Consider the following 19360-nt stretch of genomic DNA (forward strand, 5'->3'; position numbering starts at 1 on the left):
GCCTGTATTTACTCTCTCTTATCTATTAACAATCTAATCTTTCTTTCCACTTGAGTACATTTTTATTAGTCTTGCAATCAGCGCGGGGTGATGCCATGCATCAGCAAATCAATGGTACGGTTTATTTCTTCTTCATCATCCCACTCGGCATCCGGCAGAACTATAAAACGAGTGATGAGAAAGCCGATAATCGTCGTCATTGTAAACCGGATGATCGTCGTTGAGGGATACTGAATAATCTGCCCCTCCTTTTGAAAATGGTGGACAGCTTCTTTAAACCTTGGTAACACTTCCCGGGAAAAGACCTGCTGGTATGCCTGCTGGATTTCTGAGTGAAATGCCATCTCCTGCATAATAATCTTGATCAGCGGCACGTTATTCTTCGCAAAATCAAATCTATTTACAATAATTTTCCGAAGAAGATCTTCATAATTTCCCGCCTCCTGATCAAAGACCTGCTTGACGAAATGGGTGGCGAAAACGGGCACGACAAACCGGGTCAACACCGGGGTAACAATGGATATTAATAATTCCTTCTTTGTTTTATAATGACGAAAAATTGTTCCTTCTGCGACACCCGCTTTTTTTGCGATCTCACTTGTTGACGTATTGGCATAACCTTTTTCAGCAAAAATTTCGATGGCAGCATCAAGTATTTTTGCCTGCTTCGGGGTCAGCTGAGGGGCATTTTCACCGGCGTCGATTAACTGCTGCAAGTATTTGTGTTCCTCCATATGCCATTCCCCTTTTAAAAAACTGTTCACTGTATTTCCCCTATTATAGCCTGCGGTGCTTCTTTAATGCCACTATATTTAAACAAGTGAACATGACGGCAAAGCAAAACAGGATCGTTACTGGAATCATGAAATCCTCAAGCGCCGCACCACGGATCATAATATCCCGAAGCGCCTCTGCACCGTAAGTGAGCGGCATCACTTTCCCGATGGCACGCAGCCATGGTTCCATCGTGTCGAGATTAAATAACCCTGAAAAAAACACCTGCGGGACAATCACGAGCGGTATGAATTGAATCATTTGAAATTCATTATTAGCAAAGGCCGACAGCAGAGTTCCCAGGCTTAGTGCCGTTAACGCAAGCAGAAAAGTCACAAGCAGAACGTACCAAAAGCTTCCTGCCATAAAAATATCCAAAACATAAATGGAATAGGAGGCAATGATGATGGATTGCAAAATAGTAAATAATCCAAAACCGCCTAGATAACCAAGAACGATTTCCCATCTCTTTATCGGAGTCGAGAGGCTGCGCTCGAGTGTTCCCTGCGTCCGTTCCCGTAAAAAAGATACACCACCGACGATAAAAACAAAGAAAAATACAAAAAATCCTATTAGCACCGGTCCCACGTGATCAAATAATTGTAAATCTTCTGAGCCATAATAATATTCGATGTCCGGCTCCATCTCCGCAGCCTGAGGGTTCATTTCATTGAGTGCCTGCTGAAGCACCTGATGAACCGCGCCGCTCGCGGAAGGATCGCTCCCTTCTAGCGTCACCTTCGGCTGGCTTTCCTTCCAGTTAATAACGGCATCTATTTGTTGTTCAGCAAGTGCGCTGATTGCTTCGTCGTCATTCATTTCTGTCACAACAGCACCCTGCTCTTTTACCATTTCCGTAAACTCCGCAGGCATATCTACCACAGCCAGCTCTGGTTTATAGTCTCCGCTGTCCAGGACAAGCCACATTAACGTAAGAACGAGCAATGGAGCGACGAGCATTAATGCAAGGCTGCGCTTATCACGCCGAAACTGCCGTAGAATTCTTTTCATAATGGCAAGTGTATTCATCGCTTCATCCCCCCATAATGCAGGAACGCTTGTTCAATGGTATCTACCTGCACCTCCTGTTTCAGCTGCTCCGGTGAGCCTTGAGCAATTACAAATCCGTCTCTTAAAAGAGCAAGCTTGTCACATTTCTCTGCCTCATCCATCACATGCGTAGTCACTATGATTGTAGTTCCTCTACGCTTGAGCTTTTGAAATTCATCCCAGACGGATTGGCGGAGCAGAGGATCAATGCCGACAGTCGGCTCATCGAGTACAAGTACAGTCGGCTCATGGACAAGAGCAATCGCAAGCGACAGCCTTCGTTTCATCCCTCCCGAAAATTTTTCGACCGGTTTTTTCATATGTTCCACAAGATTCACAACCCCAAGCGCGTGTTCCATTCTCTCTTTTTGTTTTGATCTGGAAAGTCCATAAATGGATGCAAAATACTCCATATTTTCCTTTGCTGAAAGCTCCATATACAACGCGTCCGACTGAGCCATGAATCCAATACTGCGCATTTGCTGCAGCGACGGCATTGTTGTTCCCTGCACCTCTACCGATCCGTGAGTCGGCTTTAAAATACCAACAATGATTTTAACGAGTGTGGTCTTACCTGCACCAGATGGCCCAAGCAGACCAAAAATTTCCCCCTTTTGAATCTGCAGGTCAATATCCTTAATTACTGCTTCATCTCCGAATGAATGCGCAATGCTCTGCAGCCTGATTTCCGCGTTCATATTTATCCCCCTCCCAAAACAATGATGAGTGATTACTCACTTATTATTATAGCTTCACAATGTAAGAAAGTAAAGTGAGTAATCACTCACATGCGTAAATATACTAGGAATGCCTCCTGCCGCCACATAGAAGAAATACAATTTTCTAGAACATCCTTGAGATTATGATAAACTTAAGAGATACATGTGAAGAAATAGAGAGAGGATTTTAGGAGTGGGAAAAAGAATATTTATCTATCTCGCGGGACTTGCGATAACCGCCTTAGGGATTGCGCTGATTGTACATTCCTCCATCGGGGCCGGCCCATGGGATGCCGTCGCTGTCGGTCTAAAAAACCATTTCGGCCTCACTATCGGAATCTGGTCTATAATTGCTCAGGCCTTTCTTGTGACAGTAACATCCCTGATTGAAAAAGCAAGGCCGCAGCTTGAATCTATTATTGTCATTATTGTCCGCAGCTGGTTCCTGGATTTCTGGTATTACTTTGTGCTCTCGGATATACTGTTTGCGTATTCACTAGAAACACAGATTGCCACATTCGCAGCAGGGCTCGCCGCTGTCGGTGCTGGCATCGGTATTTACATTGAAGCCAAATTTCCAAAATCACCTGTGGATGCTTTAATGATAGCAGTCAGCACAAGGTATGACTGGAGCATTAGATCGTCAAGGCTCTTAATCGAATGGAGCGGGGTAGCGGTCGGATTTCTTCTCGGAGGACCGGTGGGTATCGGAACCATCGTCATTGCCCTATCCCTCGGACGCATTATACAAATGTCCAACACTCAGGTAAAAAAAGTAATGATGACACCAAAAATCGAAGCTTCTTCCTGAAACTGATCGAGGGGCTAAGCTATCCCCCCCCCCCCCCCCCCCGCTTCATTTTTTCAGAATTTTTCCTTTATTTAGTGTGATAACAGGAGGATATATTATGAACTCTTTTGCTTTCGGGATTCTGCGCATCCCTGAATGGATACTTAAGTTTGTTTATGTAAACGCTTTATGGATTCTTTTTTCCTGTGCCGGGGCCTTACTATTTGGTATCTTTCCTGCAACCGCAGCCTTGTTTGTCGTTGTTCGAAAGTGGATTCATGGAAATACGGAATTTCCGATTTTCGCTGTATTTTGGAAAATCTGGAAGCAGGACTTTCTGAAAAGTAATGCGCTGGGTTACCTTCTTGCTGTTACAGGCTTCTCTCTTTATGTATATTATGAACTGATCCAGCTGCTGAACGGCAGTGCCCTCCAGATCCTAAGTATCATTTTTTTCATGGCAGCCTTTCTGTTTGTGATTACATTATTCTACGCATTTCCTGTGTTCGCTCATTATGAAAGCGGTGTGCTGACCATGATTAAAACCTCATTTTTTATGATGATTGTCTCTCCTCTTTCCACATTAATGATGCTGGCAGGAATAGCGATTCTCTATTTTACAATGGTTTCCTTTCCAGGACTTTTCGTGCTCTTTGGTGCAAGCGGGCTGGCCTTTCTTTTTATGCTGTCGGCGGAAATTGCGTTTACTGCGATCACACGCCGAAAAAATAAATTACTTAAAAAAACGGAGTCTAATCAGCATTAGCAGCTTGGCGTGATCGACCATGAAGTACTGGTTTTCTCATTGTAAAATAATAATAACGCCTTCTTTTCAAGCCTTGAACAATGAAATATTCCTAAAATAGAGTGGGGGGCATACTGTTTTGAAAATAATTATGATATCCATTGATTCACTCCGTGCATCAAGACTCGGGTGCTACGGTTATTCAAAACCGACAAGTCCATATTTAGATAAGATCGCTTCGGAAGGGGTTCTTTTTGAAAATGCTTACGCTTCTGATATTCCAACAGAAGTCGTTCATACATCGATTTTCACAGGAAAAGTCGGCCTGCGGACCGGCGTCATATCACACGGCTCTGAAATCACGTATCTTCCCAAGAGCGTCGAGTGGCTTCCCTCCATGTTAAAGCAGGCAGGAATTACGACAGGCGCTGTGGACAACCTTTTTCAATTAAAAGAGTGGTTTGCCAGAGGATTTCGTTATTATATCAACAGCTCTGGAAATAAGCGATGGATTGACGGCAGTACAGTGAATGAACTTACAAAGCCATGGCTTGTGGAACATAAAGACGAGGATTTTTTTCTTTTCCTTCATTATTGGGATCCGCATACGCCATATCTCCCGCCGGACAAATATATCAATACATTTTATGATGAAAAAAAGGATCCATTTGATCAATCCAATAAAAGCATGGAAAAAGCCTATAACCACATGGCCTACCCATTTTTCAAGCATCATCACTTTGACCTGCTCGGTCCAGTCACTGACGCTGAATATGTAAATGCCCTCTATGATGCCGAAGTACGTTACGTAGATGACAAAATTAAAGAAATAGATGAATATCTCGAAGAAATCGGCATCAAAGAAGACACCATGCTGATCCTATTCGGCGATCATGGAGAAAGCTTAACCGAACACGATATTTATTGGGATCATTGTGGACTCTATGAAACGACTGCGCGCGTGCCGTTAATTATCAGATGGCCTGGACATGTGCCGGCAGACAAGCGTGTAGAAGGTTTAGTACAGCAGCCGGATCTTATGCCTACAATCCTCGAGGCTGTAAAAAAGGCAGACAAAAGCGGAAATATAGCTCCCGAGCCTCACTCCGTCCAACTGGACGGGAAAAGTCTGTGGCCCTCCATTCTCGGAGAAGAAAATGGTACACAATCAAGAATTTATTTAAGTGAATGCGCCTGGCAGGCTGCCCGCGGCATCCGTACAAATAAATTTAAATTCATAAAAAACTACGACAGCGGGCCGTTTACACGCCCACCCCGTGAACTTTATGATCTGGAGAAAGATCCTGGCGAAACATACAACCTCGCTGAGCAGTATAAAGAGCTTGCCGGGCAGCTGGAGCACGAGCTAAACTTGTGGATTGAGCAGATGCTCGATGGAAAGGAAGATCCTATGATGCGGCAGCTCGAGGAAGAAGGACTCCCATTCCGCAAAAGAATTGAAAAAATTTTAAACCAGGCCGGATTAACGTGGGAGGAATGGCGTCGGAACCCTTCCAAAGAAAAGCTTGAACAATTGCTGCCTGATAAGAAATCCGTTTAGAGAGCCTTTCCTGCGAGGAGGCTTTCTTTTTTGTTTCATTATGAATTTGCAGCAATTTTTACCTTTTATTTACGTGGTCGCTTCCCCTTTCACGCCTCTGATCCGCATTTCTACCGTCGACGCTTGATTTCCACCACCACTATTCGATTTCCACCGCTGCGGGCAGCTTTCCCCTGTTACATAGCTGATTTCCCTCCTTGCGCTGCACGTTTCCCCCTGGCCGTTTCTCGTTTCCCTACTTTCCACACAGTATCCCGCTCACTGGACCTGTTTCCACGTGTATCCTCCGATTTCACGCCCACGAGCCACTTTTCCACCATCAACGCTCTATTTCCACTCTCCCCACACGATTTCCACCCAGCAGCTGTTTCCGTTTCTTCCTGGAACAGCTCTATTTATTGCACAAAAGTAGAGACCTGGTTAAGTAACCAAGTCTCTATCACAACTTACAATCCGGTCACTTTTCTTTCGCCTGAAGGGTTCTGGCCCTGGTGATCGATCCTAAATACAGTCTGTCATATGCTTCCTGCGAGGTCTTAAACGGTCCACCGCCAAGCCCGTGATAATCGGTATTCGTATACATCGGATTGACCCTTCCCGTTTCTCTCTCCCGTTTCTGAATATGACTTTCCATTCGTTCCTGAAGGAAGGTGACCACTTCAGGCTCTTCCTCTGCTAGATTATGATTCTCCTGTGGATCTTTAATTAAATTATATAATTCCGTCATCGGCTTAAAATGAAAATCCGGTTCCAGCGCCTGAATCAGCTTCCACTCCGGCGTTCGCCAGCCATGCTTTCTCATCCATGTGCATTCGGTGATATAAAACTCTGAAACTTTTTCTGTCACTTCCTCCCGAATCAGCGGGAGCAGGCTTTTTCCTGTGCCCTGCTGGTCTTTTTGAATATCTAAAAGATCGAGAATCGTCGGCATAATGTCCTCAATAACCGTAACGTCTGAAATCCGTTTTCCTTCCGGGAGCCGGCCTGGATATTTAAGAATGAGCGGGACGATCAGACAATTGTCATACATGCCGTGATGGTCAAAATAACACTCGTGCTCATATAGGGTTTCCCCATGATCTGAAGTAACGATGATCAGCGTCTCCTCTTCTATTCCCAGGTCCTCCACCGTCTGAAAAATATTCTGGATACACGCATCCATGTAGGCGACAGCACCTTCATATTGTGCAGACACATAGGCCTGATCGGTTACACCGTCCGGAATCCATGATTTCATAAAATCTGCATGCGGCTTAAAATTATAAACCGGCTCCATCGACCTATTGGCAGGATCCTTCTCATTCCGATCGTAAAACATTCTTTCAAACGGCCGCGGCGGAAGATACGGGGAATGTGGATCCATATGGCGGAGGAAAAGAAAGAATGGCTGATTCTCTGAAGATAATCTTTTCAGCTCCGGTATTGCGGCATTGTTTAAATTTTCAGCTTTCGGACAGCGGCCTGTCTCATCCGGCAGCCACGCTTCGTAGTCCAGGTAATTCTGAAATCCTTTTGCGGACGGATTACCGGTAAAACCGACACACGTGGTGTTATAACCCTCTTCTCCGAGAATTTCTGCCAGGGTCTGCACCCCTTCCCCTCCGACAGGGCCCTTGTGACGGAGACCGACGACATTTGTATCAAAGCAGTCACCTCCGGTCAGCATCGCCGCATAAGCCGGGGTAGTTGGAATACTTGGACTGAAATGTTGTTCAAATAATACCCCTTCTTCCGCAAATTTATCAATATGAGGAGTCGTCAGGTGATGATACCCATAGCTGCTCATATAATCACGGCGCAGACTATCTATACCAAATACAATAACATTTGCTCGCTTCATTCAAGTTCTCCTCCCGCATTACACTTTTTCTGCTTCTTTAAATATATTTCTAGTTATCAGCACTGGGTTGCGAAGGTTCCTATATTTTCCGGGCGAACACCCGACCTGCCGGGTGAAAAGCCGGGTGAAAAAGGCAGGATCATCATAGCCAACTTCCATGGCGATACATATGATCTTATCCGACGTATCCGCCAGCAGCATTTTTGCACGCTTAATACGGATATGATGCACCGCTTCTATAACGGTCTGGCCGGTCTCCGCCTTGAAGACCCGGTTCAAATGCCTGGAACTGATATTAAATAGCTCAGACAATCCCGCCAGCGAGAGCTTCTGGTCATAATGCCTCTCCAAATATCCCCAGATCCTCTGCACCAGCACCTTCCTTTCCTGGTGCTGAACCTCTAAATGCTTCGTGGACGATCGCTGCTCTCCGTAGATTCTGGACAGTTGAATGAGAATTTGGACGAGTTGCAGGCGGATCAGCGTTTCATATCCTGCTTTCCGTTTTTTATACTCCTCCGACATTTTCTCAAACTGTGAATAAATGTCTTCAGCGTATTCTCCACGCAGATTTAAACAGTGATGAAACCGCTCCTGCTTGTTTAAAAAAGGGTGGATATAAAAATAATCCATTGATTCAGAAACTCCCAGCTCCCGCAGCCAAATGTCATCAATAAGCGTCGACAAAAATAAGCAGTTGATAATACTGAGTTCCCTGCCTTCGTGCAGCTGATAGGTATGAACTTCGCCCGGGTTAATTATAAATACATCCCCTGCGCACAGCTCATACTTTTCTCCTTCAAAAATGTGCTCCGCCGTTCCATGGGTCACAAAGACAAGCTCAATAAAATCGTGTCCGTGAACCGGAGGCAGGTTTTCTTCTGTATGAATTTTGTGGTTAATCCAAAAAGGAAACTTTTTTTCTCGCATAAATTGACTGCTTCTTAATTTCATTTTCGGTTCCGCCCTTCCCACGCTGATGAAATAGGGGTGAAATCAACCAATCCTTTCATTTTCAGAGAGACATTACACTTTACTGCAAAGGGTCAAAGCACAGCATCCTTTTTCGTTTCCGGAACTTCTACAGCCTCTCCATTTTCCATCTGCGAACGGATGGCCGCCTCAATTACCTCCTGTCCGGCGAGCGCATCTGCTCCGGAGGCTTCCATGGCCTTTGGATCTACTCCTTCTTTTATCTGCTTAATAAAATGATCGAGCCTGTTTTTAAAGGTTTCCTGAAAACTGCCTACCCCGGTCATAATGGAATTGCGCATTACGACAAGCTCATCACTTTCATGAGGATAGAAGGTGAAATTTTCATATACATTGTCTATTACAAATCGACCTTTGCTGCCGGCTGCCTCACAATGCTCGATCGGGTGCCGGCCGGCCATATCATAGCTTCCTGTAAGATGTCCTACCGCTCCGGACGCAAACTCAATATTAATGGAGGCAGTAGACCATATTTTTCGACCCGGCGCTTTCGTCATAAAGGATTGTACGCGTTTGATATCTCCTGCAAAATACCTCATAACATCTATGGAATGGGGATGAAGAGCCCGCAGGTGAAACCATGGACTTGTTTCCTTCGGGTTTTGTATCGTCAGTTTCATATTCAAAAACAAAAGTGTCCCGAGCTCCCCTTGTTCGATGATTTCTTTCCCTTTATAAGCTGCAGGTACAAAACGGTGATTTAGATTACTTACGAGTCTGACGTTTTTTTCGGCAGCAAGCCTCACCATCTCCCGCGCTTCTTCAATATTGTTAGAAATCGGCTTTTCTACAAGTACATCTTTCCCTGCTTCTATTGCCAGCACTGCAGGGCCGTAGTGATCTCCTCCATTTTCTTCTCCGGCGGTCGCTATACTGATGACATCAATTTCTTCGTGAGCAAGCATCAACTTCAAATCAGGGTATGCTTTGCATCCATAAAGCTCCTGCATCGCCTGCGCTCTTTCTTCTATAATGTCACAGACAGCTACAAGCTCTGCATCCGGGTTCTGGCTGTAATAACGACAATGGATTTTCCCAATGTTATTTACTCCGACAACGGCAACCTTAATCATTTGACGACCTCCTTTCTTTCTTGTGCTTCCTGAAAGAGTCTTCTCAAGTAGCCGTGGCTTTCTGCCGCAATCGCCGTTACTTTGGGCAGTTCATAATCCTTTGCTCCGATAATCTCAAGCACCGTCGCTCCTTTATAGCCCGTCTCTGTCATTTTTTGAACAACGTCTTTTAACGGTACTGTACCTCGTCCTGCTATTTGATACTCCGGTGCCGCGATCTTCAGCTGCTCAATGAACGTATCGCGGATATGGGTATGGATAATATAGTCCTGGAGAGCCTCTATGGCAGCCACAGGATCATCACCGACCCTCCCGACATGGGTGGCATCGAAGTTCAGCCCCAGCGCAGGATCTTTAACTTCACTCATCAACCGCAGCGCCGTCTTCGTGTTATAAATACTCTGGCCGTAATGAAGCTTCAGCGCATAACGGATTCCTGCATTACCTGCTGCCTGCGCAAGCTCCTCTACCGCTCGAATGGAGGCTTCCGTTTTCTCTTCGTTATCAGATTCACCGGCACTTCCGGAGGTTACCATAGGAATACCAAGCTTCGCCGCTCTCTCGAACACTCTTTTTGTCCGTTCCAGGTTTTCAGGAATTAATATGTTCGTCGCAGCCTCTACGCAATACAGCTCCAGTTCCGCCTCTGCGATAGTCTTTCTTATTTCATCCAGCTCTTCATCGTTTGCCGTATCGCTTAGATGTTCAGCCATACCGACAATCGATGCTAATTCTATTCCGTCATATCCGCTGAATTTTATATAATCGACCGCCGTTTTCAAGTCGTATCCGCCAAATAGAACAGAATTTACACCAAGCTTCATGTTATCGTTCCTCCTGATCAATAGTTTTAACCCTTGCTTCTAACCTTTCACAGCACCTGCTGTCATCCCCGCCACAATCTTTTTACTAAAGAAAATAAACAAAATCAGCGGAGGGATGGAAATTAAAATTACATTCGCAAATAAATAATGATACGAAGTACCGAACATGCCCGTAAAGTTATAAAGTGTCAGCTGCACCGTCGCATTTTCTGCTCCGGGAAAAAAGTAAAGCATATTCTCAAAATCGTTATACACCTGAATCGAGGACAACACAATAATTGTAGAGGTTACCGGCTTCAGCAATGGAAAAATGATCTGGAAAAACAGCCGCAGCGGACCACATCCATCGATTAAAGCTGCTTCATCAAGCTCTCTTGGAATCGTCGCAACAAATGCCCTGTATAATATACATGCAAATGAGAAGCGGAGCGCGGATTCAAGCAGGATAATCCCAGGCATCGTCTTAAATAAGCCAAGATTTTGCAGTACCCAGATTGTTGGCACAATCGCCGGGGGAATCATGAGTCCGATAAGGACAAGGTAGTTCAGCTTTTTCGTAATCCCTTCTCTTCGCTGCAGCACAAATGCAGCCATCGAACAGATAATAATTAATACAACAATCGTGCTTATTGTAATGACGGTACTGTTAAAAAAAGCGAGCATAAGCCTGCCATCGTTTACTGTCAGGACTTCACGGTAATTTTCCAGCAGGTTGAATGACCCCGGCCAGCTCAAATTCATCTGTGCTGCTTCCTCGGCAGGCTTAAATGAATTTATGATGACAAAGTAAAAGGGGACACCGAAGAACAAGAGAGCGGCAAGAGTGCCAAAGATTTCTGCAAACCATATTCGTTTCGGGTGTTTTTTTGTTTTTGCCTTTGTTTTGGTCCTGCTCTGGACAAGTTCAGAGCTTTTTCCATAATTGACACTCATAAATCCACCTCTTTTCGGTTAATGAATTTAAATACCGGAAATGCGATCAGGGCTACGAACAAGAATAAGATGACATTTCCCGCAGTTGCCAATCCGTAAAATCCGCCTGCATACTGCTTATAAATGATGGAGGCAAGTACGTCCGAACTGAATCCCGGTCCTCCACCGGTCATCGCCCATACGAGGTCGAAATTCCTTAGACCGTCAATCAGTGCGAGAATAATAACGGTGTTCATAGCGGGCCTCGATAGCGGCAGTGTGATGTGCCAGAATTCCTGAAATGAATTGCCTCCGTCAATTTTCAGCGCCTCCTGGTATTCACCCGGAATTGCCATTATTCCGGCAATAAAGATAACAGTAGCAATTCCTACTCCGCGCCAAATATCTGTGAACGCGACAGAGAATATCGCGAGACCTGCCTCTCCCAGCCAATTCGGACCGGCAACACCAATTTTCGCCAGATTGGTATTAATGATGCCGTCGGTCGGATGCATCATAACACTAAAGGCGATCCCAATTGCTACAGCACTGATTAATACTGGAAAAAATACAAACGATCGTAAAATATCTTTATTTCGAATCTTCGAACAGAGAAATACGGCAAATAAAAGCCCCAGAATCACCTTTCCGGTTGTGGCAGTTGCAGCAAATAGGAGCGTGTTGCGAAAACCTATCCGAAGCGACGGCTCCTGAAAAAAGTTAATAAAATTTTCAAATCCGATAAATTCCCAATCCGTTAATGTCCACCATGTCATGCTGTAGAAAAATGACATTAACGTCGGCAGAAGAAAAAACACAAAATATATGATGGCTGCCGGGAGAAGAAAATAATAGGAGTACATTTTATTATTTAATACGTTCATTGTTACCTCTCCTTCTACCCTTTAAATTTAGAACCCTGCCAGCACCAGCGCAGGGCTCCGTCTCCTATCTTTCTTACCAGCCATCAATGCCGAGCTGATTCGCCTGTTTTTTTGCATCGTCATCGTACATTTTGGCTGCTTCTTCGGCCGAGCGTATACCTCCACCTACTTCCGTTGAAATCTGTGGAAGATTGGCTCCTTTGATCGGGCTCACAAATTCAAGCCCCGGCGCCGTATTTCCTTCGTCAAAGTAAGGCTGCATTTCCTTTACTGCTTCATACGCATCATCCGGCATTTCTACCCCTTCTACAACAAACGGTCCAATATTTTTGACTGCGGAGGCATAAATTTCAAGACCCTCTTCCGAAATGAAAAATTCTAGCCAATCCTTTGCTGCTTCAATATTTTCAGATTTGTTATTAATTAAGAAAGCTCCCGGCATCCAGACGGTAAATCCGTTGCTGTCAGCACTGTCGCCAGGCTGAGGGAATACACCTATATCCTCAATTGTATCTGGATAGTTTTCTTCCATAATCGGCAGCACCTGAGACAGCATCGGATAGTGTACTCCTTCACCGGTTGAGAGCATTTCCATCCCCTGGTTATACGTGGTAGCATTATAATCTTCATTTAAGAAATCTCCGCCTGCTTCGCCTACATCCTCGAGTTTCTCAAAACCACGCAGTGCAGCTGGTGTATCCGCAAATTTTGCCTCCCCGGCTGTATATTGCTCCGCAAAATCAGGCTCCTCTACCTGTACGTTATAGAAGTCAGCGAGCAGTGGAAGCTGAGCTGTCCACGTTTCACTGTAGGAACCAATTACTGCTGTTTTTCCTGCCTCTTTAATGACTTCATTATTTTCCATCAGCTCGTCCCACGTGCGGGGAATCTCGAGATCCAGCTCTTCATATACCTTTTTGTTGTACATCCAGCCTCCAACTTGACTAGAGTTGGCTGGCACTCCATATACTTTGTCATTGGTCATGACAGTTTGTTTATAATCATCCATAATCCGGTCCATATATGGTTCGTCAGTTAAATCAACAAAATTTTGTTCCGGATTGATCGTCTGCAGCAGAGCACCTGAATTGAAGGACACAAGATCGGTCATATCCTGTGTGGCGAGCCTGGTTTTCACTACATTTTCCCCTTCAGGTCCAGCCGGGCGCTGTTCAATTTCAAGTGAAATGTTCAGCTCTTCCTCGGCAGCCTCCGCTACAGCCTCTATTCCGTTTAAGTTTTCCGTTTCACTGCTCAGCATCGTCAGAGTGACTGGCTCTTCACTATCGCCGCCGCTGCCGCCGGACGCCTCACTATTTTCATCTCCACCGCCGCCGCTGCAGCCTGCCATCACCCCCGCTATCATCAAAGTACCTGCAAATAATGTGAACGTTGATTTGAAATAACTCATGTCTTACTCCCCCTTTTAATAAAATGTTGTTTACCAAAATATTACTTGACAGCGCTTTCATTATATCGGAAAAATTTCGGAATATGCTGGAAATTAATGCAGAAAATTCTGAATCCTGATCTTATTAAAAATATTGTATTTCTTCCGTTTCCCCATGGCACTTTCAGGGATCTTACGCATTTCACTAAGACATTCCTCGTTTTTTATACAGCTATTATACTATTATTTTAAAATATTTACATATTGCCTCCTATTTACTGGAAACCACAAACCTTTGTTGTACATCCATCTGCCAAACTATTATTCTTTTAGGCATTTACTAATGAAGTGCGCAAGAACGAACGTCAATTACCCTGCCATTGGATTTTTGAGATTGAATAGCCGCTTCAATTACTTCAAGTCCAGCAAGAGCATCTGCACCGGAACCTTCTATCTCTTCCGGGACTGCGCCTTCTTTTACCTGTTGTATAAAGCGGTCAAGCCGGCGGCCTATCGTCTCATGAAAACTCCCCAGACCGGTCATGATTGAATTCCGGAGTACTGTCTGCTCGGATCGTTCATGTGGATAAAAGGTAAAATTTTCATACACATTATCAATCACAAATCTACCCTGGTCCCCTGCTGCTTCACAATATTCAATCGGATGGCGTCTCGACATATCATAGCTGCCTGTTAAATGACCGACGGCTCCAGAACAGAATTCCATATTAATAGAAACAGTCGACCAAATCTGTCTTCCCGGGGCCTTTATCATAAAGGACTGGACTCGTTTTACTTCCCCTCCAAAATTCCTCATTACATCGATAGAATGGGGATGCAGGGCCCGCATATGAAACCAGGGACTAACATCCTTTGGATTCTGAATGGTCAGCTTCATATTTATAAACAACAGCGTGCCAAGATCACCTTTTTCTATCATTTCCTTTCCTTTACGCGCAGCAGGCACAAAGCTGTGGTTTAAATTGCAGCCGAGCCGCACGTTCCTTGCTTTTGCTTTCTCCACCATTTTTCTTGCTTCTTCCACATTATTCGAGAGCGGCTTTTCCACCATGACATCCTTACCTGCCTCGATAGCAGCAACCGTCGGAGCAAAGTGATGACTTCCATTTTCCTCACCTGCTGTAGTGACACTGACCAGATCAATATCTTCCTTCTCAAGCATCTCATGTACATCCGTATAATAAGCTGTGTTGAATTGCTCTGCGATGCCGGCTGCCCGTTCCTCTAATAAATCACAGACAGAAACTAGTTGGATATCAGGATGATTACTGTAATGCTGGCAATGAAGACGCCCAATATTATTTACACCGATGACAGCAGCTTTCAGCATTATCCGCTCCTTTCTGTTTCTCTTACTTTCTTCATATTAAAATATTTCACAAAAAGTATCATAGTCTATATGGACTTATTTAAGACAGGAAAAACGCTGCTATAGCTTGTACACAAAAAAAAGATGGCTTATCGCGCCATCATGCCAAAGAGCCCCCGCTGTTTTAGAGGGAGCTGAAAGAATGAAAACGTGTAAAAAAACGTAGAATTTACGCTAGTTTGGGAAATAATCCGCCTTGTAGCATTTCACCTTTCTGTAAAGCCAATTCCTTCGTCACAGCATGGTCCTTTCCACTGTACACCGATCCATCAGGCATATAAATTATCGCCAGCACACGGCGGGGGTTACTGGTTTGATTGGAATGGGCATAATGAAAAGTCAATCCGTCATGAAATGTGCAGCTGCCTTTTTTCAGCGGGACCGACACTGCATTTTCCTTGTTCAGTACCTTCCCTTTCCCCTTCGCATCTGTAAAAATATCATGTGCATCTACGAGGCTTACTGCCTGCAGATCTTTTATTCTATGGGATCCGGGAAGAAACTTCATACAGCCATTTTGTTCATCCACATCATCAAGAGTGAGCCAAATCGAAAGAGCTCCTGCCTCAGTCAGAGGCCAATAGGGATAATCCTGATGCCACGGGGTCTCCTTTGAGTCATTCGGCATTTTCCAAAGAGCGTGATCATGAAAGAGACGGATCCCTTTATTTCCGGAAAGCTGATCAGCAATGCCCGCCAGTCTTTCAGATAATACATAACGGGCCATGCCGCCATGATCGCGCCAGGTGTTTACTTTTTGATTCAACACTTTATAGTAAGCTCCGTCTGAATTACTCGTCTGCACGGACCTCTCACTGCCCACATTCATCACTTCATCCAGATGCATGCTCAGCTCAGCTGTTTCTGCATCGCTCAGTACATTATCAATCTGAACATAGCCGTTTGTTTGATAAAAATCTATCTTTTCCTGCGGCAGATGTAAACGGGAATCTTTAAACATAAACGCATCCCCTTTTAGTAAGGATAACTAAAATATACCGCAGTGAGTTTCATTTATCTTGGCAGATCTGCTAAGAAACTATGCGTATCTGCCAGATGACAGAAATAGGCCGATTGTGCTATAGTAACCAGTACATTTTTCAGTTTATTTTGAAAACAACAAGGAGGGCGGTGCAGAAATGAGCAAATCTCTGAAAAAAAGGAAATTACTCGGTGAAAATTACTTTAATAGACCTGCATTCCCTTTTTTCATCGACCGTTATTGCATTGCTGAAAATACCCATGTCCATCCCCACAATCATGACTTTCTTGAATTGGTATATGTGATTGAAGGAAACGCTGTCCACCATATCGGCCAACAATCCTACCAGGTGCAGGCGGGAAATGTTTTTTTGCTTGAACCGGATGTATACCACCACTTCACTGCGGCAGAGAGCGGGGACACCATTGTTTATAATGTTCTTTTCAGAAGGGAATTTCTTAAGAATGAATTAAGTTTCTTAAGTCAGCTCCCCTCCTTCATTAATTATTTTTATCTGCTCCCATTTTTGCGGAAAACAACTTCATTTATTCCGTACCTTCCCCTGGATATGACCCAGAAGCTTCAAATCGAGCGGCATTTAGACGACATTCATAAGGAATTTCATTCAAAAGCAGACGGGTTTGAACTGATAATTAAAACTCGGCTGATCGAGGTTTTTATTTTACTGAGCCGCTTTTACAACAAAAGTAAAACACAGCCTCAGGTGTCATTGAATGATGAAGAAACTGTCAAATCAATCTCTGAATTTATTACCCGCCACTATAATCAGCCGATTACATTAGCGCAGCTCAGCCAGACGTACGGTATGAGCATCTCTTCTCTCACGGCTAAATTTAAAGCCTTTACAGGCATGACCATTATTGAATTCCGCCAGAAGCAGCAGGTGAAGGAAGCCTGTGCAGCCTTAAGCGATACAAACAATAAAATTGCAGATATAGCGTTTGAATGCGGATTTAATGACCTCAGCCACTTTAACCGCAACTTTAAAAAGCATACAGGCATGTCCCCAAGAGATTTCGCAAAACAGTCCGCCCTTCAGTAACATTCAAAAATAGAGCCATCCTAGAATGTGTTATAGTAAACGAGTCAGCAGGATGATCCATAGGAGGAGCCAAAAATACCTGAAGGATCAAAGAAACAGAGAAAAAGCGAAAAGAATGATTACTTCAGCAGTGAAGCAAGCTAAAAATTTTAAAAAATAAATAAGAAAAGCTCATGCTTAAACGCCACAAGCAGTAGACTGCTGCGGCCGGGTTTCCGGACAATGGTATTATCTCCAAACAGCTCGTCTTCCGAGCTTTGCAGGACATGTGTTCCGTTATCGGCCAAAAAGTAAGCCAAATTTCCCGCCATACAGGGAAGTATGTCACTTTGACCGATAAATTGCGCTTATTTTAAGTGTTATTTTGCACATTCAACTTTAAAAACCCAGCTACCTTCACATGAGAAGATTAGCTAGGTTTCTTAATTATTTTAGAACTATTCTGATCCATTTAGTAAAAAAGTGACTGCTCATTGTTCAGCAATAGCGCCTGATTGTGGAATATCATTATTTGTTATTTCAGGTGTATTGATTTTCAATTCCTGTCACTTTCAATCTTATTTAAACTTCTAAAGACTAACTAAACTCCAAACTGTTTTAAATGATGGTCAAGGTGCTTGTAAATTCCTTTTCCCCATTGTTCGGTAGTAAGTTTACCGAAAAAAGGATGTGGATGGATCGTACACTTCTCTGGACCATTATTTGGGAAGGTTATAATTTTTTGTTTTAATTTTTTCTTTTCTGTTTCAAATTCTTTTTCTTCTACTATCAAAATGGTTGGAATTGTAGACATATTTTGGGCTAATGGCTTGTCGTTATAAAAGATTGGTTTCACAAAGCCTCCTATTAATCTCCCTAACCAATCTCTCGCAGGAAAGGAATTTCCCATTGCAATATCTTGAAAAGATGAGCAATGTGCTAGCATTTGGGCAACACTCATTTTACCCCATTGCTGTTTTGTATTTGAATTTAATTTGTCAATACGGTTTAAAATTTCCTCTGAATACAATGGATTAAAAATATTTTTCAATTGTACACCTCTCTTTACAAATTTCCTTTACATCAAGAAAGAATGCAATCATTCCCTTAAATTAAGTATTAGATCCTAAAAGTAAACTAGCAGGTTTTATTGCCGGGACTAGATGATTCAAAATTCAAAAGAATCTTACGAAAGAGGGCATTATTTTTTGAAAAAGCCCGAAAGCAGAGGCAGAAGGGTTTTTCCGTTAACCATGTGGTCTTGGCCTGCAAGTTGTACAAACTTTGCGTTTGGAATTGCCTTCGCTAGTTGGCGGCCGACATCATGCATTGAGGATGGACTTTTCTCGCCAACGATGATTTGTGTTGGTACGGAAACTCGAGTAGCTCGTTCAACAGGAGGCATGTCCTGAGTTAGAGCAATATCATAAGCAATGGTTGGAGCTAGTGCTTTCATAGTTCTCCAGCCGGGCAATAGAGGCAATAGCAAAACAAATACTTTTGGCATCCCAATACCTTTCAAAAAGGTGCTCATTGCTTCTGCATGTTTCCCTTTATCGAGAAGTTTGTTTATTTTTTGGCTTAATTGATTGTATTCGACCTTTTTTTCCTCGTCACGTACATATGGAGCATCATACATAATTACTTTTTGCACTTTGCTGCCAAGTTGAAGTGCAGCCTCAAGTGCTAATACGGCACCCGAAGAATGGCCATACAAATACGCCGTGCCGCCTGCTGAATCAATCATGGCTTCGATATCCTCGATTTCACGTTCCATTGTATAAGGCAGTGTGTTTTCGCTATTGCCGCGTCCACGTCGATCGTAATTGTAAACAGTGAATTCAGTGGCAAATATTTTGGCATCTTGCACTATCGGCTTAAATGAGCGGTGGCAGCTCGCTCCCGTTATGTAAATAAGAGCTGGACCATTACCGTAGACATTGTACGCTAAAGTTGTACCGTCCTTTGACTGGGTTGTATTCATATATATATCCTTTTTCTCGAAAAATGTATGAATCTTACTCCGCTACATCCAACAACATGTTAATAAATATACTGCCGATACATACATTAAATACCATAAACATTAATTTCTCCACCATCAATAAATTTCCTGCTGTCATTCAACAATCTGGCCCTTTAATGGAATATAATATGACTAGATTTTTAAACATCTTTATTGTAAATGTAACGATTTTATTTGTAATTAAACAACTTTATTGTAAGTTGTAGCTTTGAAATAAAGTTTGATAAAAAATACCTCGCAAACCCATATTTTACGATAAATAAAAAGAATCCATTTTGAAAAAAGATTGATCAAAATGGATTCTTTTTCAGCGGATTTAAGTTTGATTTTTATAAAAAAGTTTGATCATTTTCTACCTGTGTTGT

The 19360-nt window shown here is 43.4% G+C and carries 20 protein-coding genes; 4 read left to right on the forward strand and 16 right to left on the reverse strand.

Translation table 11 applies throughout. From position 1 onward, the window contains the following. Nucleotides 1-77: 77 nt before the first annotated feature. From ACE4RR_RS04410 to ACE4RR_RS04420, 3 genes are read right to left on the reverse strand one after another with little or no spacing between them, the layout of a single operon-like run. Complete coding sequence (locus tag ACE4RR_RS04410; protein WP_375534213.1) at nucleotides 78-734, reverse strand: TetR/AcrR family transcriptional regulator; 657 nt, start codon at nucleotides 732-734, stop codon at nucleotides 78-80. Nucleotides 735-777: 43 nt separating this feature from the next. After that, entirely contained in the window at nucleotides 778-1803 is a 1026-nt protein-coding gene (locus ACE4RR_RS04415) for an ABC transporter permease (RefSeq protein WP_375534184.1), read from the reverse strand. Next, complete coding sequence (locus tag ACE4RR_RS04420; RefSeq protein ID WP_375534185.1) at nucleotides 1800-2522, reverse strand: ABC transporter ATP-binding protein; 723 nt, start codon at nucleotides 2520-2522, stop codon at nucleotides 1800-1802. Before ACE4RR_RS04420 ends, ACE4RR_RS04415 begins: the two co-directional genes overlap by 4 nt. 214 nt (nucleotides 2523-2736) lie before the next feature. Here ACE4RR_RS04420 and ACE4RR_RS04425 point away from each other — a divergent pair, with 214 nt between their 5' ends. From ACE4RR_RS04425 to ACE4RR_RS04435, 3 genes are all read left to right on the forward strand, one after another. Then, nucleotides 2737-3354 (forward strand): YczE/YyaS/YitT family protein, encoded by a 618-nt coding sequence (locus ACE4RR_RS04425; RefSeq protein WP_375534186.1) that lies wholly within the window; start codon nucleotides 2737-2739, stop codon nucleotides 3352-3354. Nucleotides 3355-3451: 97 nt separating this feature from the next. Further along, nucleotides 3452-4099, forward strand: coding sequence for a YesL family protein (locus ACE4RR_RS04430; protein WP_375534187.1), 648 nt, complete (start codon nucleotides 3452-3454; stop codon nucleotides 4097-4099). A gap of 118 nt (nucleotides 4100-4217) precedes the next feature. After that, the gene (locus ACE4RR_RS04435; RefSeq protein WP_375534188.1) at nucleotides 4218-5639 is read left to right on the forward strand and encodes a sulfatase family protein; all 1422 of its coding nucleotides are present in this window, start codon (nucleotides 4218-4220) and stop codon (nucleotides 5637-5639) included. Between the two features lie 69 nt (nucleotides 5640-5708). Here the strand turns inward: ACE4RR_RS04435 and ACE4RR_RS04440 are convergent, their stop codons facing one another. From ACE4RR_RS04440 to ACE4RR_RS04485, 10 genes are all read right to left on the reverse strand, one after another. Then, nucleotides 5709-5885: a hypothetical protein gene (locus ACE4RR_RS04440; protein ID WP_375534189.1), complete on the reverse strand. Its 177-nt coding sequence runs from the start codon at nucleotides 5883-5885 to the stop codon at nucleotides 5709-5711. Between the two features lie 211 nt (nucleotides 5886-6096). Then, nucleotides 6097-7479, reverse strand: a complete 1383-nt coding sequence (locus ACE4RR_RS04445) for a sulfatase family protein (protein WP_375534190.1) — start codon at nucleotides 7477-7479, stop codon at nucleotides 6097-6099. 18 nt (nucleotides 7480-7497) lie between these two features. Continuing rightward, on the reverse strand, nucleotides 7498-8433 hold the full coding sequence (locus tag ACE4RR_RS04450; RefSeq protein WP_375534191.1) for a helix-turn-helix domain-containing protein: 936 nt from the start codon (nucleotides 8431-8433) through the stop codon (nucleotides 7498-7500). Between the two features lie 92 nt (nucleotides 8434-8525). Then, complete coding sequence (locus ACE4RR_RS04455) at nucleotides 8526-9545, reverse strand: Gfo/Idh/MocA family protein (RefSeq protein WP_375534192.1); 1020 nt, start codon at nucleotides 9543-9545, stop codon at nucleotides 8526-8528. Beyond that, on the reverse strand, nucleotides 9542-10369 hold the full coding sequence (locus ACE4RR_RS04460) for a sugar phosphate isomerase/epimerase family protein (protein WP_375534193.1): 828 nt from the start codon (nucleotides 10367-10369) through the stop codon (nucleotides 9542-9544). Before ACE4RR_RS04460 ends, ACE4RR_RS04455 begins: the two co-directional genes overlap by 4 nt. Before the next feature lie 39 nt (nucleotides 10370-10408). Further along, the gene (locus tag ACE4RR_RS04465) at nucleotides 10409-11302 is read right to left on the reverse strand and encodes a carbohydrate ABC transporter permease (protein WP_375534194.1); all 894 of its coding nucleotides are present in this window, start codon (nucleotides 11300-11302) and stop codon (nucleotides 10409-10411) included. Beyond that, a complete protein-coding gene (locus ACE4RR_RS04470; protein WP_375534195.1) occupies nucleotides 11299-12165 on the reverse strand; it encodes a carbohydrate ABC transporter permease in 867 nt (288 codons plus the stop codon). The genes ACE4RR_RS04465 and ACE4RR_RS04470 overlap by 4 nt, the downstream gene beginning before the upstream one ends. 73 nt (nucleotides 12166-12238) lie before the next feature. Beyond that, entirely contained in the window at nucleotides 12239-13576 is a 1338-nt protein-coding gene (locus tag ACE4RR_RS04475; protein ID WP_375534196.1) for an ABC transporter substrate-binding protein, read from the reverse strand. A 319-nt stretch (nucleotides 13577-13895) separates the two neighbouring features. Next, the gene (locus ACE4RR_RS04480) at nucleotides 13896-14906 is read right to left on the reverse strand and encodes a Gfo/Idh/MocA family protein (RefSeq protein ID WP_375534197.1); all 1011 of its coding nucleotides are present in this window, start codon (nucleotides 14904-14906) and stop codon (nucleotides 13896-13898) included. A gap of 208 nt (nucleotides 14907-15114) precedes the next feature. Further along, on the reverse strand, nucleotides 15115-15906 hold the full coding sequence (locus tag ACE4RR_RS04485; RefSeq protein ID WP_375534198.1) for a phytanoyl-CoA dioxygenase family protein: 792 nt from the start codon (nucleotides 15904-15906) through the stop codon (nucleotides 15115-15117). Nucleotides 15907-16084: 178 nt separating this feature from the next. Between ACE4RR_RS04485 and ACE4RR_RS04490 the strand changes: the two genes are divergently transcribed. Beyond that, nucleotides 16085-16990, forward strand: a complete 906-nt coding sequence (locus tag ACE4RR_RS04490) for an AraC family transcriptional regulator (RefSeq protein ID WP_375534199.1) — start codon at nucleotides 16085-16087, stop codon at nucleotides 16988-16990. A 149-nt stretch (nucleotides 16991-17139) separates the two neighbouring features. On the opposite strand, the gene ACE4RR_RS04495 is transcribed toward ACE4RR_RS04490, so the two are convergent. The 3 genes from ACE4RR_RS04495 to ACE4RR_RS04505 form a co-directional block, all read right to left on the reverse strand. Continuing rightward, complete coding sequence (locus tag ACE4RR_RS04495; protein ID WP_375534200.1) at nucleotides 17140-17289, reverse strand: hypothetical protein; 150 nt, start codon at nucleotides 17287-17289, stop codon at nucleotides 17140-17142. 281 nt (nucleotides 17290-17570) lie between these two features. Further along, a complete protein-coding gene (locus ACE4RR_RS04500; RefSeq protein ID WP_375534201.1) occupies nucleotides 17571-18020 on the reverse strand; it encodes a DUF1569 domain-containing protein in 450 nt (149 codons plus the stop codon). A gap of 150 nt (nucleotides 18021-18170) precedes the next feature. Then, nucleotides 18171-18953, reverse strand: a complete 783-nt coding sequence (locus ACE4RR_RS04505; RefSeq protein ID WP_375534202.1) for an alpha/beta fold hydrolase — start codon at nucleotides 18951-18953, stop codon at nucleotides 18171-18173. Nucleotides 18954-19360: the final 407 nt, after the last annotated feature.

The organism is Alteribacillus sp. HJP-4, from assembly GCF_042139015.1.
Lineage (GTDB): Bacteria > Bacillota > Bacilli > Bacillales > Marinococcaceae > JBHIKY01.